The sequence below is a fragment of the Paraniabella hibiscisoli genome, from assembly GCF_022512515.1.
Lineage (GTDB): Bacteria > Bacteroidota > Bacteroidia > Chitinophagales > Chitinophagaceae > Niabella > Niabella hibiscisoli.
This window is the reverse complement of the sequence record NZ_JAKWBK010000001.1, coordinates 3729722-3752603: the sequence shown is the minus strand read 5'-3', so window position 1 is coordinate 3752603 and position 22882 is coordinate 3729722. Positions and strand designations below refer to the sequence as shown.

Below are 22882 nucleotides of genomic sequence, written 5' to 3'. Positions count from 1 at the left end.
GGTAAACAGGCTTCTATAGCCCGCCCTAAACATTGTTTAATTATGACTGAATTATCAGCAACTGTACGCAAAAGAAAAGCACTTACGCTGAAAGGGATATGGAAAGTGATCAAAGAAACCTTTAAGGGCTTTTCGGAGCATAAAGTGACCAAGCTAAGCGGCTCATTAGCCTATTATACGGTATTTTCGATGGGCCCCCTACTGGTGATGATTATTTCGCTTTGTGGCCTTTTTTTGAAAAAGGAAGCCGTTGAAGGTGAGGTATTTTCAGTTTTAAAAGGTTTTGTAGGAGCTGACACAGCTGCCCAACTACAGGAGATCATCAAAAATGCGTCACTTGCAGGAAAAAGTAAAATAGCGGCGATTGTTGGCGGGGTAACCCTGCTACTGGGTGCCACCACTGTATTTGGAGAGATCCAGGACTCGATCAACTCCATCTGGGGACTGAAAGCCAAACCTAAAAGAGGGTGGCTAAAAATGTTGCAGAACCGGTTTCTTTCGTTTTCTGTGATTGTTAGCCTGGGATTTCTCCTGCTGGTGTCGCTCACCCTGTCGGGCATTATTGAGGGCATCAGCAATGCATTGCAGGCCAGATACCCGGATGTTACTGTTGTTGTATTTTACATTATTAATCTTTTACTCACCCTTGTCATAAGCGCAATCATATTTGCCGTAATATTTAAGGTTTTACCAGATGCAAAGATTCGCTGGCGCGATGTATTGGCCGGAGCTATCGTTACCGCCGTGCTTTTTATTCTCGGTAAATTCGGGATTTCCGTATATATATCACAAACACAGGTAGGTAGCACCTACGGGGCTGCGGGCTCGCTGGTGGTCCTGATCGTTTGGATCTACTATTCTTCCATTATTTTGTACCTGGGCGCAGAGTTTACCAAAGCGTATGCGGTTGAATATGGAGATGATATTCACCCGAACGACTATGCCGTTACTACCCGTGAAGTAACCGTTGAAACCGGGAAAAAAACCGTTCAGGAAACAGAAGAGGTGAAAGAACAGGAGCGATCCTGAACCTCCCTGGGGATCCTTCCAGAATATTATCTCAAATATTATGAATTACGAATTTAATTTCTTCCTAACTTTAGTTAGTTAACCCATTTATAATTCAACATAAAACTCTGATATGGCAACAAAAAAGCAGCCGTAAAGAAGGCGGCAGCTAAAAAGACCGCTCCGGCAAAAGCAGCTCCTAAAAAGGCAGCTCCTGTAAAAAAACAAGCAGCTGCAAAACCTGCGGCGGCGCCTAAAAAAAGCAGCAGCTCCTAAAAAAGTAGCAGCTAAGAAAGCAGCTCCCAAAAAGGCGGCCCCTAAAAAGAAAAGAAAAATTAATCCCGCTTTATTAGTGCCGCTAACGCCAAGTGCGGTATTGGCTGCGGTGATCGGTAACAAACCGGCATCAAGACCCGATATCATTAAAAAAGTGTGGGCTTATATTAAGAAACAAGGACTGCAGGATACTATTAACAAACGTATGATCAATGCTGATGATAAACTGAAAGCATTGTTTGCCGGCAAATCCCAGGTATCTATGTTTGACCTGGCAAAGATTGTAAGCAGCAACGTAAGTAAATAATATACTATTTAAATAATGATACCAGGAAAGAGCTTTCGGGCTTCTCTCCTGGTATTATTTATTGTAGTAATCACTAGCTTTTCCTGACTGACCGTCCTAACCTGCACCTGTTGCTTTTACAGAACTCTTACTATTTATATAGTATAGACAAAATGATTATTTTGCAGGGCAACTCATTACTATGACACTGGAAGAAAAGATAGCACAATCGGAAACTCATGTTTTTAAAACGGTTTTTCCCGATACCACTAACCACCATAACACGATGTTTGGCGGCAGGATTTTACTAATGATGACGGAGGCTGCCTTTATGACCGCCACGCGATTTGCCCGTAAAAGTTTTGTAATCAAAAGCGCTGAGCAAGCCGAGTTTATACTTCCCATTCCGGCTGCCTCTTTAATTGAACTGGTTGGCAGGGTTGAAAAAGTGGGCACTACCAGCGTCCATATCCGGGTAGATGTATTTCGTGAAAAAATGCTTGAAGAAGGAAGAGAGAAAGCTGTTACCGGATTTTTCACACTCGTTGCTATTAATGAACATCACCGGCCTATAAAAGTCCTGTAGGTAAATTGTCCCGAAAGAGACCGTGCTCCTACTCTCGTTCCTGCCGGAAACATAAGTTATAATGTCATTCCTCCATCCACAATAATTTCAGATCCGGTAATAAAACCTGCCTGAGGCCCGGACAGGTAAGCAACCAGTTTTGCAATATCTGCGGGATCTCCCATTTTTTCAGCGGGATCTTATTAACCAGCTGATCATTGATCTGCTCCATCGTTGCCGCATCCAGCCCCGACTTTTTCATAACTTCTGTTTTATGTGGGCCCGGACTGATAATATTTACCCGAATGTTTCTGGGTGCCAGCTCAGCAGCCGCAGTTTTTGCTATAGAGTTGAGTGCAGCTTTACTGGCCTGATAAACAGAGCTATTGGGATGATAAGTGGATGCCACAATAGACGAAAGGATCACCACCGAAGCGCCATCATTTAACAGCGGGATCAATTTACTTAAGGTAAAATAGGCCCCTCTGAAATTGATATTCATTACCGAATCAAAATTTTCAACGGAAGCATCTGCTATCGGTCCCAAAGAGCCGGTGATACCCGCGTTGATAAACAGGATATCAATTTTACCAAATCGCTTTTGCAATTCGTCACTTAACCCGTTTATGTCTTCTAAAAGCCCCTGGTCGGCTAAAAAAGGGATCGTGCCTGTTTCTGCCGCGGCAGCTTCTATTGCTTCCCTTCTTCTTCCGGTTATGAGTACGATCGCTTCCTGAGCCGCAAGTTCTTTTGCCGTGGCCAGGCCGATACCGCTATTGCCACCTGTAATTACGGCTACTTTGTTTTTTAATGCATTGTTCATTGTATAATTTTTTACAAAGCTATCGAGCTAATGGTATACTTTTGTAACCAGTATCACAGAGTATACCAATATTGATTATGGCAATTACCCGAAACCAGGAAGAGGAATTAAAAGCGCTGCAGGACACCCTTTATTTTATAGGGGCAAATGGCGCATACCTGTTATCAACTCATTATGCAATGGCAACAGGCGTTTTCGCGAAATAGAGCGCAGCATACCGGGCATTACCACGCGTATGTTATCTAAAGAATTAAAAGATATGGAACTAAACAAGCTGGTAAAAAGAACGGTTTATGCCGACACACCGGTTTTGGTTGACTATGAGCCTACTGCTTATTGCAAAACATTTGGTGACATTATACAATCGATGATTGACTGGGGAAAAAAGCATCGTAAAACCATTTTGCAAAAATCCTGATATGGAAGGCATTGATAGCGGCTTATAATATAATGCCTGATTATTTCAATTACCTGTCATCCAGTTTCTCCTTTGCTAAATATTTCATAATATGAGTTAGAAAATATCACCTACCAATCGAAGGGAATTGAGTAAACAGGGATTCATTTTTAGTTTTCTGCTTTCCTAATGAAAATCTGCTCCGGAATTTCGCCAAATACAAACTCGGTCACCTGGCATAACCAAAGCCTCATGTTAATGGGCTCCCCATTGTATTCTTCTAAAAAATAATAGCCGCCCCCTTTGAGTGGGTTACATTTCTCTGTTAGTACCAGCAGGTCTGCACCTTCAAAATCATCGGTCCCTATATATAGCATCACCTCATTTTCATTGCCGGCAACCAGGTCAAGCATCATATCAGCACCTTCTACCATCTGCAAATCACCGATACTTCCACCCTGCTCAACGTACTCGGGCAAATCGACATACCATTCTTTTCCCGTCTTAATAAATTTATACCGTTTCATACCCCATTCTTTTAATTATATCACCCCCTAAATTAGGGATTTCTCCCATTTACCTGGCAACGGGCAAATGACTAGCTTTATAGTGACTAAACCAATCAATCATGAGCTCTTTTAAATACGCTGCTAAAAATGCTGCACCCATATATGAATCGGTGGTCAATAATAAAGGTAAAAAAATCATCAATAAAATATTGATGGGCACTTATGTAACCTTACTGGAACAACAGGGCGACTGGTATCGCGTTGCCACGGCGGGCCCGGACGGATGGATACATACCACGAACCTTTCTGAAGATATGGGCCTGAAAATATTTTTCCTGGATGTAGGACAGGGAGATGGCGTACTGATAGAGATTGGCCGGTACCGCATACTGATCGATGCAGGACCTAATAACAATATGTATAGCTACTTAAGCAAATGGCAGTTTAAGTACCTGCTGGAATCTCATCAAAAAATACATATCGACTATGTGATCATCAGCCATTTCGATACAGATCATTACAAAGGCGTTATTAAGATATTAGAAGACACCAACTTTACATTTGGCACCCTTATTCATCCCGGTATTTTAAAGTTTGCAACCAAAGACAATCCTTACAGTACCGGCCTCGGCAATACGATAAAACAATCGGGAAAAACAATACTTACTCATGTGTTTAATGATCTGCTGAACATTAATGAGCAGCAACCTTTTAACCGCGATATTTCAAACTTTATAGAAGCACTGCAAAAAGCCAAGACCGAAGGAAGAGTATCATCTGTTAAAAGATATGAACAGGGATCTTTTATACTGGATAAATTGATCGAAGACAAACGTTTTTATATGGAGGTCCTGGCGCCCTTTATGGAAGACATACCCAATGGCAGGGGTTTTATATATTGGAAAGATGATGGCAAAACCATTAACGGGCATAGCCTGGTGATCAAATTAAATTTTGGCGGCAGAACCGTTTTGTTGGGAGGCGATCTAAATACCCTTTCACAGGAATACCTGATGGCAAAATACGGTGCCAACAACCCGTTTGAAGTAGACGTGGCTAAATCATGCCACCACGGGGCGTCGGATTTCACCGAAAAATTTATGCAATGGGTAAACCCCTATGCTAGCGTTATCTCATCGGGTGACAATGAAGCGTATAGTCACCCCAGGGCGGATGCGATAGGTTGCGCCGGCAAATACTCCAAAAGTAAGCGGCCCCTGGTTTATTCTACCGAACTGGCCCGGTCTACCGCTACCGGTAATAAAATATTGTTCGGCATGATCAACCTGCGTTGCAACGGCACCGATATTTTTATGAGCCAGATGAAGGAGCGAAAAAATGATGCAGATCTCTGGGATGCCTATGAGATCATGTAGGATCTTCACTAACAATCCATTAACCCATTTACTCTTCTTTTTACGGCAACGGCTTTTTACCAGGCATATTTAAAGGCACATAATTTGCCTTCTATTCAAAAAAAACATGGCAAAATCGAAAAGTGCGACTAATAAGCTGGGGGTTAAAAATTCGCTGGTCAATAATATCAATGCCCGAAAAGAAAAAGGCGTAAGCAGAAGTAAAAAGGACTCCACCATTAGTAAAAAAGCATACGAAGACATGCAAACCGGCTGGAGTCGCAAAAAGAAGGAATAGTGATAAAATATCTTAATGAGCTTCTGTAAATCTGAACGGCTGATAAGGGCTGAGATTAAAGGTGATATTACCTTTAGAATCTAAGCCGGTAGCGCCCGCGATATCGGCTACCAGAAAATAACGGGCCCCTGGTTGGTAGTGATCGATTTTTAAAGAATACAGGAACATGTTCTTTTTATAAGGAATACCTCGAAACTTGTCTGCCAGCGATTCATGCCTATCTTCTGCAATAACCTTTTCGTTTTCTATCAGCTTTACATTTTTTACTTTCAGAAAAGACGCACCCTCCGTATAAAAGAACCCCGCTGTTATCCTGCCGTTGGCATATACTTTGGATGTTACCTCCCATTTGCGGGTAGTAAAACCGGTATCCAGCTGTTGAGACGACCAGGTGCCAACTGTATAGCCACCGGGTTTAAAGTAATCGATTTTTAAGATGTCCAGGCGCGGCAAATGGTCCTGCACTTTATTTAAGAATACACTTAGTTGTTTAGCCTCAGGCTTCACCCAACCGATTTCTGAAACAGCCAGCAAACGGGGAAAATTCTGTACATTAATATCTTTCACTTCCTGTGGCACAGCGGGCCACATATTGGCTTGTACACCGAGTACATACTTTTTCTGCTCTTGTGTAAGTCCGCCGGAGGGATCATAATTGTATACTGCTTCTATCGTATTAGGCCCCTGGTAATTTAAATCAGCCATCGTACCATCATGCCTTGATGACTGCTGAATATCGAAGTAAAGCGGCCCTGCCGGAGTAGCAATGGTATAAAACTGGTTTTGTGCAGCTTTAACCACAGCCTTTCCTCCCAGCCAGGACATGATAGCGGTGGATTTAGGAAGATGGTCTGCATCTGCCAGTATATCATTCCACCCGATAGGTCGCTTTCCTTTTTCACAATAATATCGCTTACCCGCTGCACAAAATAGCTTTGCAGTTCCTCTACCTTCTGCATGCCTTTAGCTTTCATAAAGGCTTTTACGTGCGGTTCATTCTCCCAAAGCCGGTGCACCACTTCGTCTCCGCCAAAATGAATAAAGGCAGATGGGAATAACTGCGCTACTTCCGTAAACACGTTATCGAGGAAAGTATACACTTCTTCTTTGGTTGGATCTAAAGGATTGGGCGTAAACTGGAAGCCCCAGTACCCCCAGGAATCGAGGAAAGGAAATACATAGTCGGGTTGCGTGGTTTTATTAACACCCAGCTCAGGATGCGTGAGAATAACCGGCCAGCAATGCCCCGGGACATCAATTTCGGGAACGATCGTGATGTGTCGCTTCGCTGCATAACTCACCAGGTCTTTTATATCCGCCTGGGTATAAAAACCGCTCCGCTCTGCCGGTTGCTTATGACGCACATCAAATACCGTAGTTTTGGGAGAAGTAAGTTCAGGATATTTTTTATCTCCAACCGCCAGCCCTGATCATCGGTTAGATGCAGATGCAATGTATTCATCTTATACAAGGCCATCACGTCCATATATTTTTTGATCACATCTACATTATAAAAGGTACGGCTCACATCCTGCATATAACCCCTCCACTGGTAAAGCGGAGCATCTTTAATGGTAACTGCAGGCACTAACCAACCCGTATTTTTTGTACACTACTGATTTCTACTGCTGTCGGAAGTAGCTGGCGCAGACTTTGTATTGCATAAAACAATCCTGCATGCCCCCTGGCTTCGGCTACAATAGATCGCGAATTCACTTCAAGGCTATACGCGCCTGTAGTCGTATCAGCAAACCTTTCGTTAACGATCAGATAAATGGCTGGCTGGCTGCCGGGAGCCGTTGTTATTTCAAGCGGCATTCGATACCCGGTAGACTTTCTCAGGAGTTCTGACAGGAAAGAAGCTGTTGAACCAGCTGCTTTATTATACAATATTTTAGTTGCGGGTAAGATCTGAAAACTGCCGGTTCCTTTTTGTACGAAGACTGGCTGAGGTATAATAGAAATTGACTGTGCCTGAATGATGTTGATTCCTGTAACGAGGGTTACTGATACACATACGATTTTCAGGCATAATTGTATAAAGAGTCTGGCCATAATAAAGCAATTGCTGCAAATTAGGCCTTCTGCTTTTGTAAAAACTGTGCAAAGGTTTGCGCAAAAACTTCAAGCTCTGCAGATATAGTTCGGCCCTACTACCGGCATTATAGCTAACCTATGATTTGTGAAGCGGCTTCTTCACCGGTGTTGATAGCGCCCTCCATAAACCCCTGCCAATCGGCCAAATGCTCCCCGGCAAAATGGGTATGTTTAAAAGGGCGACTGAGTACCGGACGCAAAGTAAACCATTGACCTGGTCCGTACAAAGCATAAGCACCTTTGGATATGTCATCATTACCCCAGTAATAGTTTACCTGTTTCCGCATTAGTGATGCGGCATCCTTTACACAGGGCTGCAGTGTATCTGCAATTACGCGGGCGTTGACAGCATTGCTCTGATTAGCTACTACGGCAGCTTTGTCACCTATGCTATAGGAGATCAGCACCCCTTCCGGGCCGGCCTGCCCCCTGGTAGCATGATAGAAATAATGGGGTAACTGGTCGGTAACCATATCAAAACCATCTTCTTTCCAGAACCTTTGCCCAAATAATACCGCGTGTTTGTTGATACGGGCATATTGTAGTGTGTTGATGGCCTGTAATTGTTCAGCAGGCAATGCAGGGCTCCAGTTAATTTTTGATAAAGCAAAAGCAGGGATCGTGCAGATCAGTTTGTCTGCGGTAAATTGTTTTCCATTGGTACAGGTAATTGTTACCTGGTCAGTTTGCTGTACCTGGGTTACGGTACAATTCAATATAATATTTTCCCGGCCAATAGCATCTGCCAGCCTCATGGCCAATTGTTGATTGCCGCCTTTTATTTTCAAGTCCATTTCATTCTTCTCACTGCTTTCCGCATATTCTGCAAGAGCAGAGAAGGCTGATACCTGCCTAATACTTTCGCCGAAATCCGTGCTATCCAGCAATTCCCTTATTTCAAGGTCCCTTCCCTCACAGCCATTGTTCACCAGGTAACGCCACCAATCATATTGATCTAAATGCTGTTTATCTTTATCGGTTAAGTCAGCATAACCTTTCAGCAACTGTTCCCATTTCTTACTCCAGGGCTCACTAAAACCCCAGGTTCCCGCCGGTGCATAATCACCCTTATAAATCAGATGGGTATCCATTTGGTTATTGATCAAGTCCAGTTTAAACTGGTTACATAGTTCCTGTATACGGCTATGAGAATTACCTACCCATTCGCCACCCAGTTCGATCACCAACTGCTCAGACATTTGATGAGAAAAAACCCGTCCGCCAATTCTATCCCTGCACTCCAGCACGGTCACCTTATAACCTTTTTGCTTCAGAGCATAAGCCGCTGACAGGCCTGCCAACCCGGCGCCGATACAAACGACATCAGTTCTTTTCCTGATTGTGGCGATAGTACCTACCTGGTGTTGTACAATAAGCCCTGCTGAGAGTAAAGCAGTTTTTCTGACAAAGTTTCGACGTGAGATCATGGTAAAAGTTTCATTACAAAAATGAAACAAGTTCCCCAGTCTTATCCTCACTATTATTAGTGATACTCCCATACCTATTACCGGTTGTATACGAGAAAGCAACTTATTAACTCCAGGCGTATTCTTTTTTATACCGGTTTAACGTAGCTGGATTCAGGGTTTGCAGGGCTTTGGAAGATAGCGTAAGCTGGTTGATACCTGCCAATAAAAAGCCAAGGCAAGCTCTTACCGCTGCCGGGTACTTCCGCGCGAGTTGTATCATCAGCTTTTGCTCATGGTAGGTTAAGCGACTAATCAACCTTTTTAATTCTGTTATAAAGCGGCCGTACTCCGGCTCATCCCTCCGTTGAAAAAGCAGGATAAGATCTAATAGTTGCAGGTAGGGTATCAACTCCCCGGATATCGCATTAGGTTGTGCAAGAAAACTGATGCGGTAATCTTTTGTTTCTACCGGCGATAATTTTTTTGTAATGATACATAAATATGCCTGCGCTCCATCATACCCAGCTCTTCCATTATGCCGGAATCGATGATGTAAGATGGCATATCGTACCCGCTCAGCAAAGGTTGAATAACGCCGGCGGCCTCCAGGTTGTCCCAATCTCCTTTTAACTGATTTAAAGCTTTTACCAGTTCCTTTTTAAAAACTATATCGGAGTTGTCAGCCGGCATGTAAAACAGTTTACATAACAAGAAAATACTTTCTATAAAACAATTAAAGCTAAATAAAGATTGTAATGATTAGTAAGCTACAGCATAATCCTTTGGAAACGGCTTGCCTGACCATGCTTTTAACTGGGTCCACTCAGTAAAAGGAGCCGACCAAAAGGAGTCTGTAGCAGGCAGTCCCAATGACAGAAATACCAGAGAAGTTACATACATGCTTCCGGTATTGGAATAATAATCTGCCAGATCTGTTTGCTGATCTCCCACGAGGCCTAGCGTGAGCCATCCATTTTTGTAAAGGTAGCGGGAACGAACATGCGCTTCATGACTTTGGTAAGCGCACAACGAACCTGGGCCGGCTGAATTTCTTTAGGTAGCTTTTGCTCTAAAGCTAATTTAACCAGTGGTTGAAAAGCGCCTACTCTGTAGGTAGAAGAGCGTCCAACTACCAGGTAAGTACCCTCGGGTGAAATATAACGTTCCTGGAAAGAAGCATATCGTTGCATTCTTTTATATGCTGACTCATATTCTTTTGCTGTACGACGACCATGTGCAACGTTTACCCGCAACACATCTACCAGCATGGGGTGGATCACATACCCGTTATAATGATCGAAATGAAAATGATCCCCGTCATTATACCAGCCATCTCCAACATACCAGTTGTTAATTTTATCAATAGCGTTATCTATACGCGCTTCATCAATGGGTTGGCCAATACTCAATAAAAAAGTTTCGATCATGGCCGCAAAAAGCACCCAGTTATTGTTCCAGGGTTTAATACGGCGAATAGTATTAAACTCATGAATGAATTGTTGCTTTGTCTTTTCACTCAAAGGCTTCCACAGTGCATCTGGTGCGTATAATAAAGCCTGGGCAATATGTGCCGCATCTACCAGTGGCTGCGTAGTCTTTCCGTCTCCCCAGAATAAATAATCCGGGCTTTGGGAATCTACCGAATGAGCAAGACTTTCCTGCGTTTGTTTTAATAATCGCGCACGTACTTTACCTTCAGCAGTTCCGTCAACAGGTAAGGCCAGGAAGGCAGCAATACCGCCGATCAAACGCCCAAAGGCTTCCATATAAGCCACTTGCTTATTGCGTCCGTCCCATGTAGCGCTATACTCCACCTGCATATTTTTTCGCAGTTGACCTTTACTCATGTTCAACAATACCGGTGTTGCTATCTTATCTAAAAGCGAAACCCAATAGGCTCTGTCATTGGCGGGTGCTGCTAAAGAGGATGCGTTTTCTTTTTGTGCGGCTATGTTACTGGTAAAAGGCATGGAGCCTGCTAAACCTAATAATGATGATAATCTTAAAAAATTCCTTCTTTGCATATCGAACATTTACTTTTTAAAAGGATTGAAATAGTTGATCCTTTCATTATTGTATAATAAAAAATGTTGTTTTAAATTCTGAACAAAGGAAGCATAGTTCTTTTGCTCAGTCGAAGACCATGCTGTTTCCGCCAATGCGGCTATCCGTGGATACAACATATAATCGAGCCTGTAATTATCTGCGATGGTTTCGGTCCATACGTTGGCCTGAACGCCCAGGATCTGCTGCAGGTTGCCTTTATTTACTCCCGGTAAAGTAGCAGCATTAAAATCGTATACATCCTTCAATCCGCTGTAAGCCTTATTCCACTTGCGTCCCGCAGTATGGGTACTATCCTGCACGAAGTCGAAATAAAAAGGAATGCGCGGGCACAGCACGGTTTGATAACAGTTGTTTAAAGTTGTTTGCAGCTGTTGAGGCTGATCATGTCGCCACCAGAATACAATGGTTTTATTTTTAGGCAAATTCATAGCTGCTACTTCATCCCAGGCCAGCAATTTTGCATTTATCGCGTACACGGAGTCTGCCATCCGCTGCATAAAATACTGCTCTACTTCCTGAACGGTCTTTAGCTGCTTACGGGCCATCAGGTTTTTCACATCCGGGTCAGCCAGCCATTTATCATTTCCAAAGCTCACTTCATCTCCCCCAGGTGTAACATACGCGAGGGAAATAAAGCATTTACCTCTCTCAATATATCTGTCAGGTAGGTATAAGTAGCTTCTTTACCCGGATGAAAAGTAAACTCCGGGTGCTTATCACTACCCCTCCGCTAAACTGGGGGTAAGCATTATTAGCCGCCGTAGCATGACCTGGCATATCTATTTCAGGAATTACCGTTATATGCCGCTCTGCTGCGTATCGTACTATTTCTGCAATTTGATCCTGGGTATAAAACTGTGCGGGAACATCCGGATTTGTATAAGAACCAATGCCACCCACCAATGCAAGCTTGGGATAATTTTTAATTTCAATACGCCAGGCGGGCTCATCAGTTAGGTGCCAGTGAAAGCGGTTCAATTTATAAAAGGCCATCCAGTTTAAAATGGATTTCACTTTATCAGTACCAAAGAAATGCCTTGATTCGTCCAGCATCAAACCCCGCCAGCCATAAGCGGGACGATCTTCAATACTCCAGCACTTAAGCGCCAGGTTACCCAAACGCTGTTTTACTGGTGAAGTTAATTGCAGTAAAGAAATGATACCATAGAAAACAGAAGGCTCATCAATGCCTGAAATTTGAATTTGCTGAGCGTTCATATCTAACCTGTAAGAGCTGGATGCCAGTTTCTTCGACAACGACAACCTGATGGATGGCCCACTTGCTTTTGCCTGGATGCTGAGAGCAATTTTGTGCTGTTGTAGTAATTGCTGTTGAAAATAACGGGCTGCTGGCAGTAATGATTCATCTTCCACTACCAACTCCGTGTGTTTATTCAAAACAAAACTGGCGGGCAATTCTCTGGCAGCCACTGGCTGAGGTATAACAGGACAAATATTTTGAGCACTGGCTTCCATTTGAAACAATGTCAGCAACAGAACATAAAACAATTTAAACTTCATGAATTACTTTTTTGTTACCTATTCCAAAATAAGTTCGATAACAGGCACGAGTGCGTCGGGCTTTTGTACAGGCAATTGCAACATTACATCATCCTCTCCGGATGTTTCCGTTGTATGTCCGCCTGTTTTTGTTACTGTAGAAAACCTGATCTCCGACCCATCCTGTAATAACTGCGCGTATTTAAACCGTCCTTTATATCCTTCGAGCAATAGCGTTTTAAAGGGCCACTCCAACACATGAATATACAGACGCTTTCTTTCGGCATTGTAGGTTAAAAGCGAATTAGCCGGCTTTTTAAATGCTTCGGGTGCTTCGGTACAGCCATAGATAGCGGGGCTATTATACTTCATCCATTTTCCCAATGCAGCCAGTCTTTCGCTGGCGCGCTCATCAAAATTACCACGCGCCGTTGGCCCCACATTTAGCAGTAAGTTACCACCCTTGCTCACCGTTTCGGCCAGCATTACCACCAATTGCTCCGGGCTTTTCCAGGAGTACTCGTCTCTGAAATAGCCCCATGAGCCCGAAAAAGTCTGGCAGGTTTCCCAGGGCACTTTCTGCCCGTTTACTTTTACCCACTCTTTGGGCATAAACTGCTCGGGGTTTTTATAATCCCATCCCCATTGCGTATCGTTTAAATCCAGCCTGTCGTTTACAATAATATCGGGCTGCAGCTTACGAACCAGCTTTAACAGGTTTTCAGAATCCCATTCTTTATGGCCTTTTCCGGCGTAAGAAAAATCAAAAAACAACTGATCGATCTTACCATATTTTGTCAGCAGTTCAGTTACCTGATTTTTCATATACTCCTGGTAACGGGCCATATCCCGGCCTTTATTAGCCTTTTCTCTTTCTTCCCTGGATACAGGTGTTGGAGGGTGCCCACCGTCGTAAACAAAGTCAGGATGATGCCAGTCAATTAAAGAATAGTAGAAACCAATATGTATCCCTTCCGCACGAAAAGCTTCTACAAAAGATTTGAGCAGGTCTTTTTATAAGGCGTATTGGTTACTTTATAATCTGTGAACTTGCTGTCCCAAAGACAAAAACCTTCGTGATGTTTGGTGGTGAGCACTACGTATTTCATACCGGCAGCTTTGGCTTCTTTGGCCCATTGTACAGGATCATACAGATCAGGATTGAAATAATCAAAGTACTTCTTATAATTCTCCGGAGTGATTCGCTCCCTGTTCTGTATCCATTCATGGCGCGCGGGCAACGCATATAATCCCCAGTGTATGAACATGCCAAATCGATCGTGGGCCCACCATTGCATCCGCTTCTCTTTAGCCAACGCGGTTTCCTTTGCCCATGCTGGTGTGGCCGGCTGTTGTGCAATGAGGGTATATTGAACTAAAAAGAACATCAAGGCTAATACAATCTTAGCTGCTACAACAGGTAATTTTATTTGTTTCATCGGCATCATTTTGAAGGTAGTATAATAAAAAAACTGGCTTAAAACCTTGATTACATATGGGCTTTTTCCAACTCACGGGCATTGATCTTCCCCGTTTTGGTATCTATTTTAATTACAAAAGGATCTTTACTCATAAAGCTTGCCGGAAGGGTAATATCAAAATAAACATTTTTATCTAAATCGATACCTATGTCAACGAACTTCATTTTTAAAGATGTTTTATTTGCCAATAGACTTGCCGCCTCAGGCACCTGGGTTGCCGATCTTGGAATTTTTAACCTGATTTGATTATTAACCGGACGATTAAAAACAGTCAGGTATAACGCATTTGCTTTTTGCGTATAATAGCCATAGCTGGAGGGCTCTAATGCCGCATGAGTAACTCCGTAAACAGCTTCGCTATTGAGCTTCATCCAATCACCCAATTCTTTAGCCAACTTATCTTCTCCTGTATGCATTTGCCCGTTTCCGTCCGGGCCAAAATTCAATACAAAATTGCCGCCCATGGATACAGAATGCATCAACATATCAATTAAATCATAGGCCGTTTTGGTATAAAACTGCGACCAATCTTTATATATCCCCAACCATTAGGTGGTATGGTCATTACACAATCCCAATCATTGCCATTCAGCCATTCGTACTGAGCCGGCAGCTTACGCTCCCACCCCTGCTCGTAATCACCCAGCAGGTCGCCGTTTGAATCAAAATGTCGTTTACCATGCTCATCGTTTCTAAAACGGCTCCCGATAATTAGACCAGGATGCGCGTTACGCAAATCCTTTTCCAGTTGGTAGGTCCACTCATAAGCATTGATCCATGCCTTATCCCATGTACCGTCGAACCAAAATCCTTTCATCTTCGGATAATTATCCATTAACTCGAATAACTGGTTGCGTGTAAAAGTTAAAAACCGGTTATAGGCTTGTTTTTCATCTTCCGTCTTGAGTGAAGCGCTCCTGTAGTCCTTATTGTTCCAGTCGATGATAGAAAAATACAGATATACATCAATGCCCTCAGCTGTATACGCATCTACCAATTGCTTAACAATATCTTTTTTGTAAGGCGTTTGGGCAATCGTATAATTGGTGTATTTACTCGGCCACAGGCAAAATCCATCATGATGTTTAGTGGTAATGATCATATAACGGGCTCCCATTTGCTTTGCCTGGCGCGCCCATGATCGGGCGTCAAAACTTTTAGGATTAAACTGCTTGTACAAATTATCATAGGTTTGCTGCCAGTTTTGCGGAGCGGTATTGCCCGACCATACTCTTATCCACTCCGAAGCGGTGGGCGCTTTTACGCCATTCCATTCGCCTCCGGCGATAGCATAAACACCCCAATGTATAAACTGCCCCAGGCCATATTCCCTGAACCGCTGCATATCAGCATCGGTCCGTTTACCTGGGTTTAAAGGACCATATTTCAAATCAATCCTGCTCTTTGGCTTTTCCTTGGGACCCGTCCATGATTGGGCCTGTACCCCTATACCAATGCCGGCTAAAAGCAGTATAGCAGCAATTCTGTTAACGATTTTATTCATCCTTATGTTTTATTAGTTGAGCTTAATATTGAGGGAACAATTACAAATACCAGTCTTTATAACGCTTCAGTGCTTCAAGATAATAATAATCAGCATAAATCAACGGCACATCTACTTCTGAATTAGAAGGCAATGAGCCCGTACTATGCTTTAACAGGAAACCTCCGTTTTCTCCCAGCTTCGCCTTATATTTTTCTCCTGACAATGATACAATCATATCTTTTGCATTGCTGATATAGCTTTCCTTTTCAGATCCGTTAGTATATTGTCCCAGTTCCAGCAACGCAGAAGCAATTAAAGCAGCCGCTGAAGCATCCCTTTTTGCATGGGGGATATAAGGCGCGTCAAAATCCCAGTATGGTATTTTATCTTTGGGCAGGTTGGGATGATTGAGTATAAAACCTGCTACTTTTCTTGCATGGTCCAGGTATCGTTTATCCTTAGAAAAACGATACATCATCACATAACCGTATAAACCCCAACCCTGGCCGCGGGACCAGGCAGAACAATCGGCAGCTCCCTGCCAGGTGGCTTTGCGAAGCACATCCCCTGTTTGCATATTGTAGTCTATTACATGGTAAGAACTGAAATCAGGTCTGAAATGATGTTTCAATGTAGTATTAGAGTGGGCAATAGCTATGTCCTTATACTTTTTATCTCCCCCATTCAGGCTTGTCCAGTACAACAGCTCCAGGTTCATCATATTATCTATTATTACCGGACCTTTAAAATACTGGTTGGTGTTCCAGGATTGGATCACTTTCGCCGAGGGCCTGTAACGGCTTGCAAGCGCGGCCGCGGATTGAATAATAATTTCTTTATAGGACTCGTTCTTTGTTATCCGATAAGCATTGCCGAAGCTACAGTACATCATAAAGCCCAGGTCATGATTGCCGGTATAGGTTTTATTCGGTTCAATTACTTTTAATGCTCTTTCCGCTTCTTTTTTTATGACAGGGTTACCGGTCTGCTCAAAAATATACCAAAGAGCTCCGGGGTAAAAACCGGTACACCACCAGGTACGCTGGTAAGCAATTGATTTCTTATTTTTCTCGTCGTAAGACTGTGGCATTTTGTCCGGGGCAACCTGTTTCATCATATACTGGTATTGCGAGTCGGCAAAAGCAAAATTTTCTTTAATAAGCACTGCCATATCCGTTTTACCTGTAGTTTGGGCCAAGGCATGGGGAACGTATACTTGTATTATTATTAGTAACCCTAAAAATTCTTTATCATTATAAAACTCTTAAAACTGTTTAAAAAGCACTCCTCTTGCCAGTCCTGCAGTGATTTTAAAAATTGTCCATATACCTGTATATAATGGAGGAAACAACAGTTTCAAAAAATCAGCGAAAGACATTAACAAATTATATTTAACTCCGAATATAGACCCTCACCTCAAAGTTGTGAGGGTACTATCCTAAATAAAAAGGGGGCAATTGTAAACATCATAAATAAACAATTGATTTTCAATACAAAAATTTTACCAATCGCCAATAAACCTATTAATTCGAACTCTAATCATACTGGTGGACAATAGCTCCAAACCTATCACTCTGGTCTACACCGTTAACAGTTTGATCAGCTTACGTATTACACAATTCACCTACATAGTCCAATCCCAAAGCTCTTCTTCCTCTTGCGAGGTAGCTTGCTGAAGCTGCTATATACTATTATCCAAACAACGGACTACTTATTGGAAACCTATACATAACAGGTTCGCAACAAAATTCTAACTGTCTTATTCACAACCCAAGCATCATCATCATTGCTGGCCCGTCATCAATCAGTAAATGAGGTTGAGTATCAATATGCCGGATTATAAATACCAATCTTTATAACGTTTTAACGCTTCGAGAAAGTAATAATCGGCATAGATTAACGGCACATCAATTTCAGAGTTCAGCGGCAAAGCTCCGGTACTATGTTTTAAAAGAAATCCGCCATTTTCGCCAGATTTAGCTTTATACTTCTCACCGGATAAAGCAAGAATTATATCCTTAGCATTTTCAATATAAGTCGCTTTCTCTTTACCAACGGTGTATTGTCCCAATTCAAGCAATGCAGATGCAGTGATAGCACCAGCGGAGGCATCGCGTTTAGCCAGTGGTATCAACGGCGCGTCAAAATCCCAGTATGGTATTTTATCTTTGGGCAGGTTGGGATGATTGAGTATAAAACCTGCTACTTTTCTTGCATGGTCCAGGTATCGTTTATCCTTAGAAAAACGATACATCATCACATAACCGTATAAACCCCAACCCTGGCCGCGGGACCAGGCAGAACAATCGGCAGCTCCCTGCCAGGTGGCTTTGCGAAGCACATCCCCTGTTTGCATATTGTAGTCTATTACATGGTAAGAACTGAAATCAGGTCTGAAATGATGTTTCAATGTAGTATTAGAGTGGGCAATAGCTATGTCCTTATACTTTTTATCTCCCCATTCAGGCTTGTCCAGTACAACAGCTCCAGGTTCATCATATTATCTATTATTACCGGACCTTTAAAATACTGGTTGGTGTTCCAGGATTGGATCACTTTCGCCGAGGGCCTGTAACGGCTTGCAAGCGCGGCCGCGGATTGAATAATAATTTCTTTATAGGACTCGTTCTTTGTTATCCGATAAGCATTGCCGAAGCTACAGTACATCATAAAGCCCAGGTCATGATTGCCGGTATAGGTTTTATTCGGTTCAATTACTTTTAATGCTCTTTCCGCTTTTTTTTATGACAGGGTTACCGGTCTGCTCAAAAATATACCAAAGAGCTCCGGGGTAAAAACCGGTACACCACCAGGTACGCTGGTAAGCAATTGATTTCTTATTTTTCTCGTCGTAAGACTGTGGCATTTTGTCCGGGGCAACCTGTTTCATCATATACTGGTATTGCGAGTCGGCAAAAGCAAAATTTTCTTTAATAAGCACTGCCATATCCGTTTTACCTGTAGTTTGGGCCAAGGCATGGGGAACGTATACTTGTATTATTATTAGTAACCCTAAAAAATTCTTTATCATTATAAAACTCTTAAAACTGTTTAAAAAGCACTCCTCTTGCCAGTCCTGCAGTGATTTTAAAAATTGTCCATATACCTGTATATAATGGAGGAAACAACAGTTTCAAAAAATCAGCGAAAGACATTAACAAATTATATTTAACTCCGAATATAGACCCTCACCTCAAAGTTGTGAGGGTACTATCCTAAATAAAAAGGGGCAATTGTAAACATCATAAATAAACAATTGATTTTCAATACAAAAATTTTACCAATCGCCAATAAACCTATTAATTCGAACTCTAATCATACTGGTGGACAATAGCTCCAAACCTATCACTCTGGTCTACACCGTTAACAGTTTGATCAGCTTACGTATTACACAATTCACCTACATAGTCCAATCCCAAAGCTCTTCTTCCTCTTGCGAGGTAGCTTGCTGAAGCTGCTATATACTATTATCCAAACAACGGACTACTTATTGGAAACCTATACATAACAGGTTCGCAACAAAATTCTAACTGTCTTATTCACAACCCAAGCATCATCATCATTGCTGGCCCGTCATCAATCAGTAAATGAGGTTGAGTATCAATATGCCGGATTATAAATACCAATCTTTATAACGTTTTAACGCTTCGAGAAAGTAATAATCGGCATAGATTAACGGCACATCAATTTCAGAGTTCAGCGGCAAAGCTCCGGTACTATGTTTTAAAAGAAATCCGCCATTTTCGCCAGATTTAGCTTTATACTTCTCACCGGATAAAGCAAGAATTATATCCTTAGCATTTTCAATATAAGTCGCTTTCTCTTTACCAACGGTGTATTGTCCCAATTCAAGCAATGCAGATGCAGTGATAGCACCAGCGGAGGCATCGCGTTTAGCCAGTGGTATCAACGGCGCGTCAAAATCCCAGTATGGTATTTTATCTTTGGGCAGGTTGGGATGATTGAGTATAAAACCTGCTACTTTTCTTGCATGGTCCAGGTATCGTTTATCCTTAGAAAAACGATACATCATCACATAACCGTATAAACCCCAACCCTGGCCGCGGGACCAGGCAGAACAATCGGCAGCTCCCTGCCAGGTGGCTTTGCGAAGCACATCCCCTGTTTGCATATTGTAGTCTATTACATGGTAAGAACTGAAATCAGGTCTGAAATGATGTTTCAATGTAGTATTAGAGTGGGCAATAGCTATGTCCTTATACTTTTTATCTCCCCATTCAGGCTTGTCCAGTACAACAGCTCCAGGTTCATCATATTATCTATTATTACCGGACCTTTAAAATACTGGTTGGTGTTCCAGGATTGGATCACTTTCGCCGAGGGCCTGTAACGGCTTGCAAGCGCGGCCGCGGATTGAATAATAATTTCTTTATAGGACTCGTTCTTTGTTATCCGATAAGCATTGCCGAAGCTACAGTACATCATAAAGCCCAGGTCATGATTGCCGGTATAGGTTTTATTCGGTTCAATTACTTTTAATGCTCTTTCCGCTTCTTTTTTATGACAGGGTTACCGGTCTGCTCAAAAATATACCAAAGAGCTCCGGGGTAAAAACCGGTACACCACCAGGTACGCTGGTAAGCAATTGATTTCTTATTTTTCTCGTCGTAAGACTGTGGCATTTTGTCCGGGGCAACCTGTTTCATCATATACTGGTATTGCGAGTCGGCAAAAGCAAAGTTGTCCTGTATCAACTCTCGCATATTCACATTTCCCGGTTGTTGTGCCACTAATGTTCCGGTACCGCACCATAAAGTATATAAACCTATTAAAAACTTTCGCATCTTTCTTAGCTACAAATATTAATTTACAGTATCAATTTACTATTCCATTATTTCCAGGAATTATCTTCTTATTCAGACATTCATAGCCTTCGCCATTACCCTCTGACAGTATCATTTTAATTCCACACTTTCATCACTCAATTTTATCTCAGCCGCAAAAAACCTTACAAGACAATTCAACTATTTTAAATCATCTTTTAGACAGTTCCAAACTGCAAACCGAGCTTATAATGATCGCTATGTTGTTTATCGCATTATTTTATTGGATTATTCTGTGACCATTAGTAGCATGATACATAAGACGAAGCATAGCTATACCCCTGACATTGCAGTCCATAAATCTCTCCAAGATAATCTGGTCCGTTCTCATCTATTAACTGAAATTCTATGTTGACGCTACCGGGAGTTGTTGGAATGAGGTCAATATGCGGATCACCTATATAATTATTATCAATGTCATAAATATGTACATTGCCTGTAGCAGGATTTGATACATCATCAAACACTAACTTAAGCTGATCCCCTGTTCCACAATAAAACGTGGCCGGAATAGTATGATCGCATGGGAAAGCCTTTGCCTTAGGAGTATAACTATACAGCAGGCATAAAACAAGCATTGACGAAACAACAACGAATACTTTTTTCATAACTTAATATTTAAAAATTTAAATAGAATAATTTTTATTAAAAGATCGATCTTCCGGATGCAGCAGGAAATTGAATAGGATTGAACAATTGTTCAATAACCTACCATCCCGGATTTTGAAGGATAGCTCCTCCCGCTTTATTTACTTCTGTTAACGGTATCGGGAAATTATACATTTTAGGCGCTACAAACACGCGGGTTTCGGCAGTTACCCTTTCACCAGTTGAAGCCGGAGTTGCATATCGTCTTCCTACCAATGGTCCTTTATCAACATCTTCAGCAATTTTCCACCTTTTAATATCAAAAAAACGATGCGCTTCTTCAAGAGCCAGCTCCACCCTCCTTTCATTTCGGATAATATCCCGCATCTGATCCTTACTCAAAGAAGCCGGTAGTGTGTAGGGGTTCAGGCCTGCACGTTGACGTATTGCTTCAACAGCCTGGTATACTTCCGGGCCAGGCCCCTGAAATTCGTTCAAAGCCTCGGCATAGTTCAGTAAAATCTCCGCGTACCTGCTTACGATTAGCCCTGCATTGGTAGAAAGTCCACCACCGCCTGTGGCACCTTCATTACAGAGCTTTCTGAATAAAAAACCGGTTCTTGTAGAAGTGCCGAAAACATCGCCGGTTGTAGAATTTACCGCAAAATTGATTGCCGAAGACGTAGTAAGGTTGGTGTTGAGCCACAAAGCGCCCTGGTACAAAATGGTAATATAAAACCTTGGATCACGATTTACAAACGGATTTGTCTCGCTATAGCCGGATTGCGGATCCGCAATCGGTTTTCCATTACTCATATCAAACGCATCAACCAAAGCATGCGAAGGAAATGAGTAGTATTGCCCGCCCCTGCTTGGAGGAAGCAACCTGTTTTCAGTAACCCTGCCTGAGGTTGGAAGAATAGAAAATATCAGCTCATCGTTTACTCTCTGCGTTGTTGCAAGATATAATCCATGCTGTGAGGTAATTGCAGGATTCCCCTGTAACAGCGTATATTGCCCCAGATCGATTACAGCTTTTGCGGCGTCGGCCGCTTTTTTCCAGCGCTGAGGATCTGAATTCGTATACCCAACCAATGGCGCCACAGCAGGATCGGTTGCTATATTATTGCCATTAAACAGCTGACTTGCCGCATACAAAAGCAGTTTAGATTTCAATGCTAATGCAGCTCCCTTTGTAGGCCTTCCAAAATCACTGGCCTGGTGCTTTAATGGCAGCGCAACGGCCGCTCCCTCCAGTTCATCGCTAAGATAATTAACTGTTTCTTCAAACGTTGCACGGGTTGCTTTTATCGGATCTGTAAGTGCATACACACTATCGCCCACCAAAGGAATGCCACTATACAACCTAAACAGATGCAGATAATAATAAGCCCTTAAGAATTTAATTTCGCCTATCAAACGGCTCTTCACAGGTGCCGAGATAGGCACACGTTCGTTATTCTTCAAAAGATATTACACCAACGTATATTTCTATACCCCATGGTCCATGCATTGTTGAAACGCGACCAGCCAGACTCAGAAGGAAAAGTGTTTAGATTAAACATGGGCGCTATCTGGGCATTACCACTCCACCTGTTCTCTGCATCATCCGTAATATCAGCAAAGCTCCAGTAGCCACCGCCAGTATGTTCTGCATTGTCTAAAAAGTAGTTATAGGAAAGATTTCTATAAATAGAGGTAACAAACTCCATTGTCTGGATACTATCCGCAAAAACTTTTTGTTCATTATATGGAATATCATCCGGGTTTACATCAAAGAGACTGCTCTCCGAATCTTTCCTGCATGAGCCTATCAAAAGACTAACCAAAACAGGTACTGCCAGTAGTATATATTTTGCTTTCATCAGCTTGTTTTTTATTTTAAATAACCGG

General features: G+C 42.4%; 25 protein-coding genes and 5 pseudogenes. 7 read left to right on the top strand and 23 right to left on the bottom strand.

Annotation, left to right across the window (positions count from 1 at the left end; all coding sequences use genetic code 11):
- Window positions 1–42 precede the first annotated feature (42 nt).
- The 3 genes from MKP07_RS23350 to MKP07_RS23340 all read left to right on the top strand — a co-directional run bounded on the left by MKP07_RS23350 (window position 43) and on the right by MKP07_RS23340 (window position 2156).
- Window positions 43–1029 carry a YihY/virulence factor BrkB family protein gene (locus MKP07_RS23350; protein WP_240849470.1) on the top strand — a complete coding sequence of 329 codons (987 nt, stop codon included), beginning with the start codon at window positions 43–45 and terminating at the stop codon, window positions 1027–1029.
- A gap of 331 nt (window positions 1030–1360) precedes the next feature.
- Complete coding sequence (locus MKP07_RS23345; protein WP_240849469.1) at window positions 1361–1591, top strand: SWIB/MDM2 domain-containing protein; 231 nt, start codon at window positions 1361–1363, stop codon at window positions 1589–1591.
- 181 nt (window positions 1592–1772) lie between these two features.
- Window positions 1773–2156 carry an acyl-CoA thioesterase gene (locus tag MKP07_RS23340; protein ID WP_240849468.1) on the top strand — a complete coding sequence of 128 codons (384 nt, stop codon included), beginning with the start codon at window positions 1773–1775 and terminating at the stop codon, window positions 2154–2156.
- Window positions 2157–2212: 56 nt separating this feature from the next.
- On the opposite strand, the pseudogene MKP07_RS23335 reads toward MKP07_RS23340, so the two are convergent.
- A pseudogene (locus tag MKP07_RS23335) lies at window positions 2213–2958 on the bottom strand (SDR family oxidoreductase).
- 77 nt (window positions 2959–3035) lie between these two features.
- Here MKP07_RS23335 and MKP07_RS39380 point away from each other — a divergent pair.
- Window positions 3036–3164: a hypothetical protein gene (locus tag MKP07_RS39380; RefSeq protein WP_262919441.1), complete on the top strand. Its 129-nt coding sequence runs from the start codon at window positions 3036–3038 to the stop codon at window positions 3162–3164.
- The gene (locus MKP07_RS23330; protein ID WP_317236085.1) at window positions 3113–3376 is read left to right on the top strand and encodes a winged helix-turn-helix transcriptional regulator; all 264 of its coding nucleotides are present in this window, start codon (window positions 3113–3115) and stop codon (window positions 3374–3376) included. The genes MKP07_RS39380 and MKP07_RS23330 overlap by 52 nt, the downstream gene beginning before the upstream one ends.
- A gap of 149 nt (window positions 3377–3525) precedes the next feature.
- Here the strand turns inward: MKP07_RS23330 and MKP07_RS23325 are convergent, their stop codons facing one another.
- Window positions 3526–3882: a DUF6717 family protein gene (locus MKP07_RS23325; protein WP_240849467.1), complete on the bottom strand. Its 357-nt coding sequence runs from the start codon at window positions 3880–3882 to the stop codon at window positions 3526–3528.
- Between the two features lie 101 nt (window positions 3883–3983).
- Between MKP07_RS23325 and MKP07_RS23320 the strand changes: the two genes are divergently transcribed.
- Window positions 3984–5240, top strand: coding sequence for an MBL fold metallo-hydrolase (locus tag MKP07_RS23320; RefSeq protein WP_240849466.1), 1257 nt, complete (start codon window positions 3984–3986; stop codon window positions 5238–5240).
- Between the two features lie 106 nt (window positions 5241–5346).
- Window positions 5347–5517, top strand: coding sequence for a hypothetical protein (locus MKP07_RS23315; RefSeq protein WP_240849465.1), 171 nt, complete (start codon window positions 5347–5349; stop codon window positions 5515–5517).
- A 12-nt stretch (window positions 5518–5529) separates the two neighbouring features.
- On the opposite strand, the pseudogene MKP07_RS23310 reads toward MKP07_RS23315, so the two are convergent.
- The 21 genes and pseudogenes from MKP07_RS23310 to MKP07_RS23215 form a co-directional block, all read right to left on the bottom strand.
- Window positions 5530–7054, bottom strand: a pseudogene (locus tag MKP07_RS23310) (beta-N-acetylhexosaminidase).
- Window positions 7055–7104: 50 nt separating this feature from the next.
- Window positions 7105–7572, bottom strand: a complete 468-nt coding sequence (locus tag MKP07_RS23305; protein ID WP_240849464.1) for a glycoside hydrolase family 20 zincin-like fold domain-containing protein — start codon at window positions 7570–7572, stop codon at window positions 7105–7107.
- A gap of 113 nt (window positions 7573–7685) precedes the next feature.
- Window positions 7686–9041, bottom strand: coding sequence for a flavin monoamine oxidase family protein (locus MKP07_RS23300; RefSeq protein WP_240849463.1), 1356 nt, complete (start codon window positions 9039–9041; stop codon window positions 7686–7688).
- A 106-nt stretch (window positions 9042–9147) separates the two neighbouring features.
- Window positions 9148–9432: a hypothetical protein gene (locus tag MKP07_RS23295; protein WP_240849462.1), complete on the bottom strand. Its 285-nt coding sequence runs from the start codon at window positions 9430–9432 to the stop codon at window positions 9148–9150.
- 56 nt (window positions 9433–9488) lie between these two features.
- Window positions 9489–9713, bottom strand: coding sequence for a hypothetical protein (locus MKP07_RS23290; protein WP_240849461.1), 225 nt, complete (start codon window positions 9711–9713; stop codon window positions 9489–9491).
- 69 nt (window positions 9714–9782) lie between these two features.
- Window positions 9783–10870, bottom strand: a pseudogene (locus MKP07_RS23285) (DUF2264 domain-containing protein).
- A gap of 186 nt (window positions 10871–11056) precedes the next feature.
- Window positions 11057–11745: pseudogene (locus MKP07_RS39375) on the bottom strand (family 20 glycosylhydrolase).
- Between the two features lie 5 nt (window positions 11746–11750).
- Window positions 11751–12611 (bottom strand): beta-N-acetylhexosaminidase, encoded by an 861-nt coding sequence (locus tag MKP07_RS39370; RefSeq protein WP_262919439.1) that lies wholly within the window; start codon window positions 12609–12611, stop codon window positions 11751–11753.
- Window positions 12612–12629: 18 nt separating this feature from the next.
- A pseudogene (locus tag MKP07_RS23275) lies at window positions 12630–13888 on the bottom strand (alpha-L-fucosidase).
- Window positions 13889–14079: 191 nt separating this feature from the next.
- Entirely contained in the window at window positions 14080–14616 is a 537-nt protein-coding gene (locus MKP07_RS23270) for an alpha-L-fucosidase (protein ID WP_240849460.1), read from the bottom strand.
- The gene (locus tag MKP07_RS23265; protein ID WP_240849459.1) at window positions 14562–15575 is read right to left on the bottom strand and encodes an alpha-L-fucosidase; all 1014 of its coding nucleotides are present in this window, start codon (window positions 15573–15575) and stop codon (window positions 14562–14564) included. The genes MKP07_RS23270 and MKP07_RS23265 overlap by 55 nt, the downstream gene beginning before the upstream one ends.
- Window positions 15576–15615: 40 nt before the next feature.
- Entirely contained in the window at window positions 15616–16728 is a 1113-nt protein-coding gene (locus MKP07_RS23260) for a glycoside hydrolase family 88 protein (RefSeq protein WP_240849458.1), read from the bottom strand.
- 666 nt (window positions 16729–17394) lie between these two features.
- Window positions 17395–17967 (bottom strand): glycoside hydrolase family 88 protein, encoded by a 573-nt coding sequence (locus tag MKP07_RS23255; protein WP_240849456.1) that lies wholly within the window; start codon window positions 17965–17967, stop codon window positions 17395–17397.
- A gap of 23 nt (window positions 17968–17990) precedes the next feature.
- Window positions 17991–18227: a hypothetical protein gene (locus tag MKP07_RS23250; RefSeq protein ID WP_240849455.1), complete on the bottom strand. Its 237-nt coding sequence runs from the start codon at window positions 18225–18227 to the stop codon at window positions 17991–17993.
- A gap of 40 nt (window positions 18228–18267) precedes the next feature.
- A complete protein-coding gene (locus MKP07_RS23245) occupies window positions 18268–18588 on the bottom strand; it encodes a hypothetical protein (protein WP_240849457.1) in 321 nt (106 codons plus the stop codon).
- 582 nt (window positions 18589–19170) lie between these two features.
- Window positions 19171–19743 (bottom strand): glycoside hydrolase family 88 protein, encoded by a 573-nt coding sequence (locus MKP07_RS23240; RefSeq protein WP_240849456.1) that lies wholly within the window; start codon window positions 19741–19743, stop codon window positions 19171–19173.
- A gap of 23 nt (window positions 19744–19766) precedes the next feature.
- Entirely contained in the window at window positions 19767–20003 is a 237-nt protein-coding gene (locus tag MKP07_RS23235; RefSeq protein WP_240849455.1) for a hypothetical protein, read from the bottom strand.
- 50 nt (window positions 20004–20053) lie between these two features.
- Window positions 20054–20362, bottom strand: coding sequence for a hypothetical protein (locus tag MKP07_RS23230; RefSeq protein WP_240849454.1), 309 nt, complete (start codon window positions 20360–20362; stop codon window positions 20054–20056).
- Between the two features lie 281 nt (window positions 20363–20643).
- Window positions 20644–21009, bottom strand: a complete 366-nt coding sequence (locus MKP07_RS23225) for a hypothetical protein (RefSeq protein WP_240849453.1) — start codon at window positions 21007–21009, stop codon at window positions 20644–20646.
- A gap of 100 nt (window positions 21010–21109) precedes the next feature.
- A complete protein-coding gene (locus MKP07_RS23220) occupies window positions 21110–22456 on the bottom strand; it encodes a RagB/SusD family nutrient uptake outer membrane protein (RefSeq protein ID WP_240849452.1) in 1347 nt (448 codons plus the stop codon).
- Window positions 22453–22854 (bottom strand): hypothetical protein, encoded by a 402-nt coding sequence (locus MKP07_RS23215; RefSeq protein WP_240849451.1) that lies wholly within the window; start codon window positions 22852–22854, stop codon window positions 22453–22455. The genes MKP07_RS23220 and MKP07_RS23215 overlap by 4 nt, the downstream gene beginning before the upstream one ends.
- Window positions 22855–22882 lie beyond the last annotated feature (28 nt).